This is a genomic window from Nitrospira sp. CMX1 (genome assembly GCF_054902215.1).
In genome coordinates, this window is the sequence record NZ_JBUBKD010000043.1 from 76,356 (window position 1) to 87,909 (window position 11,554).

Annotated in this window: 8 protein-coding genes and 1 pseudogene; all 9 read left to right on the plus strand. The window is 48.9% G+C overall.

Features of this window, described 5'->3' with window-relative positions; all coding sequences use genetic code 11:
* A pseudogene (locus tag ACYX34_RS11250) lies at window positions 1-291 on the plus strand (CDP-4-keto-6-deoxy-D-glucose-3-dehydrase); the annotation flags it as partial.
* Window positions 292-298: 7 nt separating this feature from the next.
* Window positions 299-1,000, plus strand: coding sequence for a sugar phosphate nucleotidyltransferase (locus ACYX34_RS11255; protein ID WP_462076659.1), 702 nt, complete (start codon window positions 299-301; stop codon window positions 998-1,000).
* Window positions 1,001-1,039: 39 nt separating this feature from the next.
* Window positions 1,040-1,978 carry an NAD-dependent epimerase/dehydratase family protein gene (locus ACYX34_RS11260; protein WP_462076660.1) on the plus strand — a complete coding sequence of 313 codons (939 nt, stop codon included), beginning with the start codon at window positions 1,040-1,042 and terminating at the stop codon, window positions 1,976-1,978.
* 200 nt (window positions 1,979-2,178) lie between these two features.
* Window positions 2,179-2,946, plus strand: a complete 768-nt coding sequence (locus ACYX34_RS11265) for an ABC transporter permease (protein ID WP_462076661.1) — start codon at window positions 2,179-2,181, stop codon at window positions 2,944-2,946.
* The gene (locus ACYX34_RS11270) at window positions 2,943-4,469 is read left to right on the plus strand and encodes an ABC transporter ATP-binding protein (RefSeq protein WP_462076662.1); all 1,527 of its coding nucleotides are present in this window, start codon (window positions 2,943-2,945) and stop codon (window positions 4,467-4,469) included. Before ACYX34_RS11265 ends, ACYX34_RS11270 begins: the two co-directional genes overlap by 4 nt.
* Window positions 4,466-7,405: a carbamoyltransferase C-terminal domain-containing protein gene (locus ACYX34_RS11275; RefSeq protein ID WP_462076663.1), complete on the plus strand. Its 2,940-nt coding sequence runs from the start codon at window positions 4,466-4,468 to the stop codon at window positions 7,403-7,405. The genes ACYX34_RS11270 and ACYX34_RS11275 overlap by 4 nt, the downstream gene beginning before the upstream one ends.
* Before the next feature lie 178 nt (window positions 7,406-7,583).
* Window positions 7,584-8,438 carry a methyltransferase domain-containing protein gene (locus ACYX34_RS11280; protein ID WP_462076664.1) on the plus strand — a complete coding sequence of 285 codons (855 nt, stop codon included), beginning with the start codon at window positions 7,584-7,586 and terminating at the stop codon, window positions 8,436-8,438.
* Between the two features lie 323 nt (window positions 8,439-8,761).
* Window positions 8,762-10,606: a glycosyltransferase gene (locus tag ACYX34_RS11285; RefSeq protein ID WP_462076665.1), complete on the plus strand. Its 1,845-nt coding sequence runs from the start codon at window positions 8,762-8,764 to the stop codon at window positions 10,604-10,606.
* A partial coding sequence (locus ACYX34_RS11290) for a hypothetical protein (protein ID WP_462076666.1) occupies window positions 10,599-11,554 on the plus strand: 956 nt, incomplete at its 3' end. The genes ACYX34_RS11285 and ACYX34_RS11290, both read left to right, overlap by 8 nt.

The following is an 11,554-nucleotide window of genomic DNA, read 5'->3' on the forward strand; positions in this document are numbered from 1 at the left end:
GAAGGGTCCAGTAATTATGCGTTCAATCTTATCTTGAAGCGTCCGGACAACGTCTTGGTGGAGCGCGTGATGAAGGTGATGCGTGAGGCAGGGATCGAGTTCCGACGAGGAAGTGCGGGGGGTGGTAATCAGATTCGCCAGCCGTATCTGAAAGGCGTCGTTCCCCAGGACCACCATCTGCGTTTCCCCGAAACCGAACATATCCACTTTTACGGTTTCTACATCGGCAACTATCCGGATCTGCGTGATGAAGAGATCGATGAGCTGTGCAAGGTTTTGAATTCCGCATGAGAGTGCCATGCCTTCGGCTGTGATTCTGGCCGGCGGGTTGGGGACCAGGCTGAGGAGCGTCGTGTCCGACCTTCCGAAGCCCATGGCTCCCATCGGTGGGCGTCCCTTTCTTGAATATCAGCTCGATTATTGGATCAGCCAGGGTATCGGCCGGTTTGTGTTGTCCGTGGGGTACCGGTATGAAGCGATCACCGGTCATTTCGGGTCGCAATATAAAGGTATTCCGCTCGAATATGCTGTTGAGGAGCGACCGTTAGGAACCGGTGGCGGGCTGTTACTCGCCGTAGAGAAACTCGACCAGGGTCAGCCGTTCTTGCTCTTGAATGGAGATACGTATTTCGAGGCCGACTGGACTGTATTGGACGCCTTTGCCGTGGAGCACGATGCAGACTGGTGTTTTTCATTGTTCAGGACGAGTGAGAAGGGGCGGTACATGGGCATCGAGATGTCCGCTCAAGGACGGATCACATCGTTGAAGTCCGGTGTTGAGCAAGGGCCTCGCCTTGCCAATGGGGGAGTCTATTGGGTGCATCCCCGTGCGTTGTCCGGGGCTTGGAGGCTGGGTGAAAAAATATCGTTGGAGGACGACCTGTTTCCTCACGCGCTCGCGGCCGGACGTCGGTTATTTGGAAGAGAGTTTCGTGGGACCTTTATCGATATTGGAGTCCCTGATGACTATCATCGGGCACCAAGCTTGTTGGCAGGTTAGCGCCGACATGATCGCTCAATCAACGGAGAGGGTACGACGATGAGCTATAACATTCTTGTGACCGGTGGCGCAGGCTATCTTGGCTCCACCCTAGTTCCCGATCTTCTTCAGCAAGGCCACAACGTCACGGTGCTGGATAACTTTATGTACAAGCAGTCCAGTCTGAATCATGTGTGCCATCATCCCAAGTTTTCAGTCGTAAAAGGCGATATCCGTATCGAAAGCGTGATGGCTTCGTTGATCAAAAAGGCCGATGTCGTGATTCCATTGGCGGCGCTGGTGGGAGCGCCGATGTGCAGCCAGGATCCGGTCGGCGCAACCACCGTCAACCATGATGCCATTGTGCTGATGCTGAAGCTTTTATCGAAGCATCAAATGGTCCTCATGCCTACCACCAACAGCGCCTACGGTACCGGCGATAAGGATAATTTTTGCACGGAAGAATCCCCGTTGAATCCCATTTCCCTCTATGCCAAGGAAAAGGTCGGCATTGAAAAGGAGCTGATGCAACGGGAAAGTGCCATTAGTTTTCGTCTGGCAACGGTATTTGGGATGTCGCCGCGCATGCGGATCGATTTATTGGTGAACGATTTTACCTATCGGGCCGTGTACGATCGCTTCGTGGTGTTGTTCGAGAGTTCCTTCAAGCGAAATTATGTCCATGTGCGTGACATCTCGCGCGTCTTCCAACACGGCATCGAACAGTTCGATAAGATGAAAGGTCAGATTTACAACGTCGGTCTGTCTGATGCCAATGTGTCGAAAAGAGAGTTGTGCGAACATATTCAGAAACAGGTTCCGGACTTCGTATTCGTCGATGCTCCGGTCGGTAAGGATCCGGATCAACGTAACTATATTGTCTCCAATGCTAAAATCGAAGCGACCGGGTTCAAGCCGTTGTATTCACTTGACGCAGGGATCAGCGACTTGATCAAGGGATACACGATGATTAAGAACACGTGTTATGGGAATGTGTAGTTTCGTCAAATAACGTCAGGCGTGAGAAGCAGAAAGTGATTTTCATGGTGCAATGTGTATGAGGTGTGCCGTTCTTCTTTGTGGATTGAGACACGATTGATGTGGGAATGAGAATGACCGAATCCTCATTTCGGCATGGGCTAGTGCTCGGAGCAAGAGGAGGACTATTGCATGCAATAATGGAGTTCGGGAAAACCATCATGGCATCCCGAAGGGTTATGCTCAGTCTGGCTGTTCGTGGGTTTCAAAGCCGCTACATCGGCACTGGTGGCGGAATCATTTGGAGCATCGTTCATCCGCTCGCCACGGTGTTTGTTTTCTGGGTTGTTTTTTCACTTGGCTTCAAATCGGAAGGCCCCAAGGGCGTCCCGTTCGTTCTCTATTTCATGACCGCATTTCTCCCGTGGCATTTCGTCAACGAAGTGTTGAACGCTTCAGCGAGTACCGTTCTCGCCAACCGTCATTTGGCGACGAAGATGGTGTTTCCGACTGAAACCTTACCGATAGTTGAAATTATGACCGCCACCGTGGGGCATCTTGTTTTATTGGCTTTCACGATGCTGTTACTGTTCATGCACGGCATCATTCCTGGGTTGGGCGGGTTACAGATTATCTATGCGTATATGTGCGCCGTCGTTCTTTCCTTGGGATTGGGCTGGGTAGTCGCGGCGACGAATGTCTTTCATCGCGACATCAATCAATCTCTGCCTACCGTTCTCAACTTTTGGTTCTGGATGACTCCAATCGTATGGAGCATTGACATGGTTCCGGTGAAATGGCAACCATTCTTGATGCTTAATCCCATGTTTCATATTGTTGAGAGTTATCGGAGCGCACTTCTCTATTCCCATCCTGTCTGGTTAGATATGTCTCAACTGTTAGTGTTCTGGACTATCGCCTTGCTCATAGGTATCAGCGGGGCATACGTTTTTCTGCGACTCAAGCCGGAGTTTGCCGACGTTCTATGATCGAACAGCGCAACCGCCCGGCCATTACTGTCAGAAACGTCTCTAAAAAACATCGGCTATTTGAAAACGCACGCGATCGGTTAAAGGAGGCATTGCACCCGTTCTCAAAGCGGTATCACCGGGAATTCTGGGCACTTCAAGGTATAAGCTTTGAGGTACCTCATGGGCAGACAGTCGGTATTTTAGGACGAAATGGATCTGGAAAATCGACACTCCTACAAATACTGGCAAGCGTGATGCAGCCAACGAGCGGTGACGTGATGGTCAGCGGGCGAGTCTCGGCCCTTCTTGAGCTTGGCGCAGGGTTTAATCCGGAATTCACAGGGCGGGAAAACTCCGTTTTTCAGGCTGAGGTGGTAGGGCTTGGCCGCGAGGAGATCGATAGAAAACTGTCGGAGATAGAGAACTTCGCGGATATTGGATCATTCTTTGATCAACCCACAAAGGTCTATTCCTCCGGGATGTTTGTTCGAGTGGCGTTTGCTGCGGCAATCAATGTTGATCCTGATATTTTAATCATTGATGAAGCGCTTGCCGTCGGTGACGCCAAGTTTCAGAACAAATGTTTTCAAAAGCTTCGTGAGTTCAGAGAGCAAGGGAAAACTATTTTGCTGGTGACACACGCGATGGAAACCGTGACCCGGCTGTGTGATCAAGCGATTTTACTGGAGCATGGGCGGATCGTGAAGATGGGATCGCCTAACGATGTCACCAACACCTACTTCGACCTTTTATTCGGAAATGGTGGACAGCCAAAGTTACTTAAAGCTACCGGCAATTACAACATGGTGAGTTATTTGGGAACTTACTATGCCGTGCCGCAGGCGCTTGGTGAAATAGATTTTCATGCTGTCGACTTGGCCAACTTGGGCGGTGTGATAGTCGGGAAAACCATTGAGGAAGTCGAAGCGCACATCAGAAAAGACACAACCGCAGTTCCCGCTGTCACTGGTATGATGCACGATCAGAAAAGCGGTTTAGAAGTGTTTTTTGGTGAGGTGCTCACCTTTGACAATTGTTCAAATAGAAGAAGTTATAACAAAAACGAGAGTCGGACGGGCGATGGACGTGCCGAGATTGTAGATTACATGTGCGTTCGAGATGACGATGCCGACGTGCTTGAAGTAAAGACTTGGGATACGTTGAAAATATATATGAAGATTCTGTTTCATCAGCCTATTCAATTGCCGGTTTATGGCATGTCTATAAAATCGGTAGACGGAGTCAAAGTTTATGGAACGAATACGTGGTTAGACAAAGTTAGTGTGCCCCCGGCCTCGAAGAGTGAGATCGTCATTTTTTGCTATGAGATCAAAGTGAGCCTTGCCGGGGGTGATGTTTTTGTATCATTGGCCGTCTCGGAAAGAATGAATAACCAATACGTGTTGGCGGATCACAGAACCGATCTTTTGCATATCAGAGTTCAGACGGCCAAAGAGGGGATGAACGGCCTGGTTGAGATGGAAACCAAGAGCGAAATATTTTCGCAGACTGCGCTGACGAAACGGTGGACTCCTGCATGATCATTCTAGGATTGCATTTTGGTCATGACGCGGGCGTGGCCGTACTCAGAGACGGCCAAGTGGTGTCCTGCGTGATTCGCGAAAGACAGACGCGAGTCAAGCATGCCATGACATTGGATCTCGGCACGATCAGGAAGGCGCTTCATGATGCAGATGTGGCGATCCATGATGTCAATTTCTGTGCCGTTACGTCCACCCAAGGTGTCGAGCTCATTGTTGATAAACCAAAAGAAATTGCGATTTATCTAGGAAGTAATGGACATCCCAGCACTGTCCCTTGCACCATGAATAGGGATCAAGTTCCTGCGATGAGCAGGCGGGTGCTGCCTAATCTTTTTGCCGAACAGCATTTAAATAGCTCAGCAAGGTATACGAATGGCCTGTATTCGAAATATTTCCCCGAATACAGGAGTTTTGAAGGAAAAAGCAATGAGTTGTCCGGTTGGATTGATGAGTATACGTATGATGTTCTGTGGCGGCCTTCAAAGACATTGAAGGGTTTGTCAGCGACGCGATTGTCGGCTGATGTAAAAAACGAATCGTTGAGATTTGGATTTCATTACCCTGTGTCTCTTTCATTCGAAGATTGTCTTGTGCCCGCGTTTTTCATAAACCATCATATGTGCCATGCGTCTTCAAGTTATTATCAGTCGGGGTTTCGTGTCGCAGCTATCTTTTCTCAAGACGGTGGGAGCGGTTTGGGGTATGACAGCGGAATGTTTTATTATGGCGAAGAAAACCGACTGTATCCAATCGCGCCACACCATTCCATTTTAGGTGTTTTGTACGATCTGGTTGCATTCCATATGAATCTTGGAGAGTCATCGGCTGGAAAGTTGATGGGGCTTTCAGCGTATGGGAGGCCGGTATTCTACGACAGAAAGTTTGTAGGTAATAAGAACGACTTAGTAAGCCTGACCAAAGAGACGGAACCGGCCCATATCATCGAGCAGTGGCTCTATCACTGCCTGTCACTTGCGAAAGATTTGGGATACGATTTGGAGCCGTTCGGGGATGTTGGCAGGATGACGGCTCCGGTAAATGCTGATATTGCCGCAAGTACGCAAAAACTGTTTGAGGAAAATGTGCTGGCGCTAACCGAAGTCTTGCACAACTATTTGCGGCAAGAGGGGATTGTCGTCGACAATTTATGCCTTTCAGGTGGATCGGCTCTTAATTGTCCGGCGAATAGTCGTGTCGTTCGTGAAGCACGTTTCAAGAATGTGTTCGTTGAGCCGGGATGTGACGATAGTGGATTGGCGATCGGCGCCGTACTGAACTGTTATTACAATCTGTTGGATCAACCCTTGCTGCGAAAGGCCAAAGGCAGCTTCAGCTCTCCATCCCTGGGTCCGCGTGTCGCGGAAGCTGAAATTCTGTCAGCGATCGAGAGCTTCAAGGAACAAATCATTTTTGAGAAAACAGATGATTGGGCACGTGATGCGGCATATGAGCTCGAAAGCAATCGTGTCATAGGTTGGTTCTATGGGCGAAGTGAAGTCGGGCCACGTGCATTAGGCCATCGCTCAATTCTTGCCGATGCTCGCGATCTCAGGAACTGGGAACGGGTCAACAAGATCAAGCGCCGGGAACTCTGGCGACCATTCGCCCCGGCGGTTTTGGAGTCTGAATCCGAGCAGTGGTTTTCGGGTATCCAATTGCCATCGCCGTATATGCTGTTTAACGCCACGGTAAAGTCCAAGGATATACCTGCGGTGACGCATGTGGACGGCTCTGCGAGGGTACAAACGGTCAATGAAAGCGACGGAGCTTTCTACGATGTGCTCGTCGAGTTTTTCAGACTCACGAAGGTGCCGATTCTGTTGAATACGTCGTTCAATGGTCCGGGAGAGCCTATCGTTGAGACTCCATTCGATGCAGTTAAGTTCTTTATTGAGTCGGAGTTGGATGTTTTATACTTGGATTCATATAAACTGAAACGTATACCTACGACTAAGACATGTCGTCATCTCCTCGAACCCTCTAGAGCGACGGCAGTCAATGTGCAAACATTTATGGCCGAAATCGAAGAAGCCCAATGCCACCGCCGGGCTATCCCTTTCTTAGTAGAAGCCAATTACAGCGGATTCAATATCGTTCTCCATAAAGAACGATTCTGGGGGGTGCGGCGTGGTATTTCCCCGGAGAATCACGTGATGGAATTGGAGGAGTTGCAGGCGAGTCATGGCTATGAGAGCGTCATTGTGTGCGATTCGGTTGATGCCGTATGTGCGGCTATTGACCGCCTACAAAAGGTCGATCAGATTGAGGTGGTGCCGATAGAATTTTTCAAGCGCGTCGATGAACTAAGCTCACCGTTACTTGTTGAGTCGAGGCATGGGTTTAATCTTGTACGTTATAGAGAGAAGATCTGGGTGGTGGATCAATCAGCAGGGAGTGTAGATTTTCTTGATCCAGAACAGCTACAGCGCCTGACTGCTGCGGGTCAGCTTCTTAAGACACAAACCGTGGGAGAAGCTCAGGCGGCGATAGATCGAGTTCGTGCTCCCTATCTCGTCGAGTCCAAGGGAGGCTTCAATATCATAAGCTACAAAGGAAAGGGATGGGTTGTAGACCAGTCGGCAGGGGAAGTGGACTTTTACGATCGAGAACAACTACGAGATCTAGCGGCTACCGGGCGGCTTTTAGAGATGGAAAGTGTGGAAGAAGCAAGAACAGTGATAGATCGAGTGTCTAAGGAAGACGTCAGTTCGCCTCATATCGTCGAATCCCAGAGTGGGTTTAATATCATAAGCCATAAAGGAAAGGCCTGGGTCGTCGACCAATCGGTCGGTGTTGTGGAATTTCATGATCAGGAGCAGCTCCAGCGTCTCATGGCCGATGGCTTCATTACTAAAGTTGAAACCCTCAGTGAAGCAAGAGCTATCCTGGATGAAAACACTAAGAAATGTAGGGCTGGTGTAGTAAACGACTAAGCATCATCTGCTTCTTGGATGCATATTCCCCAAAAGTAAGCGTGAATTTTTAAGGGTTGGAAGTTTTTCAACCGTGGACGAGGTATTTTGCTCGTTCTGCATCGATTCAGAAGTTGTTATAGACCCCGCTCACATTGAGTTTGAATCGTTGGATACAGGAGAAAGGACCGATCATTAAATGGATTTACGAAAATTTGGTATTACTCAGAATCAAGTTCAGGCGGCCAGAGAATGTCTGAACTATCAGCCATTCATTCTCAGTGATGAGATCATTACCGGAGTGGCCTACTCTTGGCTGCATCATCAAGATGGAGGGCGGCGAGCGTATGGGCTTCATGAGTTTGTGTTTGACCGCTCGGTCGAAGCAGAGGATGTGTGGCGTAAAGCCTATGACGCAAATAGGCGGCTTGCTACTATGTATGATTGCTTCCTTGATCGTATCGCGGAGAGGTTTCCAGGGTGCAGTCTTGCCGATATGGCATGCAATAACGGATATTTTGTTGTTGGTGCTGCCCTGCGCGGCTTACGAACGTGTACGGGGTTTGATCGTGCTGATTACAGTTCTTCTGTCTCATTTCTATGCTCACTCACCGGTGTGGACGTAGAGTTTAGGCATAGATCATACGATTCATGGAACCACACAGTTCAGGATTTTGCTCCTCATGATATTGTTGTGGCTTCGCAAATCATGCAGCATATTAGCGACCCATTATATTTTCTCTCATTTGTGGCAAGTCGAGCTAAAAAGGCTCTATTGCTTTTTACTGGAATGGGCGACACCGATGAGCTTTTAATGTATTACCAACAGCCTAACCGATTTTATAAGGATGCAAAATTCCCGGTATGTTTTGATAACGACGTTGGACTTTCCAGAGGACTATTGTTTAAAAGTTTAGATATGCTGGGATTCGATGAAATAACGGAGATTCCCTGGGAGGAATCCTGGTTGAATAAGTCGTGGTATGGATCTCAGAAAGTGTTACTGTGCGTGCGAAGTCAGCGCTCCTACTTTCATCATCATAAGAATGTCTAGCGCGTGTCATAAGCTTATATAAACGCTGATAATAAGGCGCTCATGCTTCGCCAGGCGGTTTTGTCTGTCTTCTTAAGTGATGTATGGGCTTTATGTCTTAGGTGTGAGTTGGTGAACGTTTTTGTGGTGAATCTGGTATGAGTGATCAGAAGAAGCTTTCAATCGCAGCGCCATGGAGTCTCAGTCATTACATCGCCTTGAATGGATTCCATCCCATCTATCGAGCGCTGTTCGATCATGCTCCCGCAAATATGCCGATTTTCACTTGGGATAATGTCAAGTTGTATCGCCGGTTTTCCTCTGATCCTAAAATACGGGAGGTAGTGCTGTCTGAAGCGAAGGCGGAGAGTGAGCTTTTAGATCGATGGTCGAGCGCATCTGTCGCTGAAATTTATCACGAATACTTGTGGCCGCCGAATCGTGTGCTGACGAATGAGTTAATGGGAGAGATCGAGTTCCACCACACGGCGCCGTTTCCTTCGCTTAAACGGCCCTTTGTCCTTCACTGCGAAATGTTCGCGCCCGTTTGGTTTCCATTTTCTCAGCAAGGCAGCGGTCGACTGGAGCGTGTCAATGAGATTCGGGAGCACTATCGAAGTATCTTTTCCAGTCCACTTTGTTTAGGAGTTTTTTCTCACGTTCCTGAAACGCTTCACGATCTAAGTCAATTTTTTTCTGACAGGAGCATCGACCAGAAGCTATTTCTCTCCCGAATCGGCTTGAGCGCAAAAGCCATTTCTGATCCAACCCTTCCTAAACAGTCCTCGCTGCACTGTCCCAGATTCTTGTTTGTGAATTCGGCGAACCAAAATCCGTCCAATTTTTTTCGACGAGGCGGGCATATCGTGTTACGGTTTTGGAAAGAGTATCTGGCTGAGGGGCGAAGCGGGCTTCTCATGCTGCGCTGTGCAAAGCCGAATGATGAAGATTTAGCTGAGTATGGTGTGGATGTTTCCTTTATCCGGTCTCAAACGGGTCGCAGTATCATTTGGGGGCAGGATTATCTGGCGAATCACGAAATAAATGCCTTGATGGCAAGCGCACATTTCTTTTTATTGCCCAGCGCATCCCTGCACTCGGTTTCCATTATGCAGGCTATGATGCTGGGTGCTATTCCTGTGGTTACTGATACTGTGGGAACGTCAGTGTATGTGACGGATACTGTGAACGGCATTGTTCTGCATGGTATGCGTGAGGCTATTTGGGATAAGGACGCGGTAACCGGTATTCTGGTGGATCGATATGGTAAAACGCCTATCCTCGACGATGATCTCGTCTCTCAACTGACTTGTCGCATGGGTAGCTTGTTGGATCGACCAGAGAGCTACAGCGACATGCGACATCGCATGATGAGCTTTGCGCACAAGCAGTTTTCTGGGCAGGCATTTAGCGATCAATTCTGGGGTGCAGTTTCATCCCTCTATGAGAGATTCTGCGAATCTAGCAGGGTGAACACCATAGGGCCGTGTCTGGAGAGACGGTCGCTTCTTGATTGTATGGTGCAGAGCAATGAATGGTCTCGAGTGTTCGAAAGCCCAACGCAACCTATGCAAAGGGTCAATACCGGATATAGCATGGTATGGGAGATGGGTGGAGCATTCATTCAAGCTTACGGCAACCCAAGTTTTAGACTGAGCGATTGGTCCGTGTTCGCAAAATATTACAGTACAGCTGCACCTCCCATCACCTTTGCGTACACGCTGGAAGAGTTGGGAGGACGCTATCTCAGCTTTAGCGGACATCCTGGTGAAGCTGTGATCAATGAGTCAATTGATGCGATTTCGAGAATACTTAAACCCTATCCGGTGTTACATCGACATGCCGGTCGTTTCTGGAGAGGAGTCCGTCGTGTTCACGCATACGTCTCGTCGAAATTTCTGAAGCCGAAAGTGGAAAACCCTGATAGGGCAGATCACTTCAATGTCGAACTTATCCGACACGGCGTAGCAGGCTACAATATTGTTCGCCACTTTGACCGGTATTACGCGATTCTCCAGAAAGAGGGCGCATTCAGTCCGACAAAGGCCGAGGCGGGGGGCTATTCATCGTGCTTGTCTGGATACTCGCTTGAGGAGGTAGAGCGCGCTATTGGAGCTGCCCAGGATTTCGAAGCGAGGCAGGCCGATTCCTACCAACGATCCCCGACAGGAACACTCAGTCGTGATTAAACCGGCCGTGGGCGTGGCACCCGTCCATCTGTGGATCTACAACCATCCCTTCTGTACGATCAGTGACCAAATAAGTTTCTTTGTCATGGCCTTGCAGCAGAAGGGCTATTCCGTTTCCGTTGGCCGAGAGCCTCGTCATGCGTCTCTCAATGTAATCATCGAGGGCTTCTCGTTGCGGAACAATAGAGACGTACTTATGGAGTTTTGTCAGTCATCGCGAAAGCGGGTTGCGGTGATTATGACCGAACATATGGATTTCGAACGTGGTCAGATGCTTTTTCACGGAGCTCCGCTTGGGACAGAAAACGACTACATGCATTCCGGAACAATCTTGGCACGGACCAGGAACCTTTTGGAGTGCTTGCCCTATCTTCGATGCTTCTTTGTTTTAGGGGATTTGCCGGAGCTACGGAATATCTCGACCATGTTGCCAGGCCTAGATGTACGTACGATCCCATTCCCCACAATCGACGGTGATCTATGCAGAGAGAATACGTCGTCTTCGGATGCCGTTCACGATCTCGTGTTTACGGGGGCCATGACGGACTATCGTACAAAGTGGCTCGGATTGTTGGAGGCAAGTGGTCTGTCAGTTATATGTCCGAAGAAATTTATCTCGAAAAATCGCCGCAATGCGATAAATCGATCGGGAAAAGTCATCGTGAACATTCCTCAACGGCAGGGTTGGAACTGGTTGTCTCTAATGCGTATTGTGGCTGGGCTTCAAACCGGCCGAGCCACTATTTCGCTAGGTACGCACGATAGTTCTCAAATATCATCCTGTTGTACTCAGCTGGATATTCGAGAACACGATTGGGTGGGTAAGGTCAAGGAGTGTGTCGGTGACTGGAAGTCGCTACATATTCGAGATTTAATGAGCTATTCAATTATGGCCAAAAAGTTTGAGGAGGCACGACCATTTCCTCATGATGTCTTTGAATACTGGAG

Excerpts from the sequence above, each read along its gene's own strand:
- ACYX34_RS11255 (WP_462076659.1), top strand. The coding sequence starts at position 299 with ATGCCTTCGGCTGTGATTCTGGCCGGCGGGTTGGGGACCAGGCTGAGG.
- ACYX34_RS11260 (WP_462076660.1), top strand. The coding sequence starts at position 1,040 with ATGAGCTATAACATTCTTGTGACCGGTGGCGCAGGCTATCTTGGCTCC.
- ACYX34_RS11265 (WP_462076661.1), top strand. The coding sequence starts at position 2,179 with ATGGCATCCCGAAGGGTTATGCTCAGTCTGGCTGTTCGTGGGTTTCAA.
- ACYX34_RS11270 (WP_462076662.1), top strand. The coding sequence starts at position 2,943 with ATGATCGAACAGCGCAACCGCCCGGCCATTACTGTCAGAAACGTCTCT.
- ACYX34_RS11275 (WP_462076663.1), top strand. The coding sequence starts at position 4,466 with ATGATCATTCTAGGATTGCATTTTGGTCATGACGCGGGCGTGGCCGTA.
- ACYX34_RS11280 (WP_462076664.1), top strand. The coding sequence starts at position 7,584 with ATGGATTTACGAAAATTTGGTATTACTCAGAATCAAGTTCAGGCGGCC.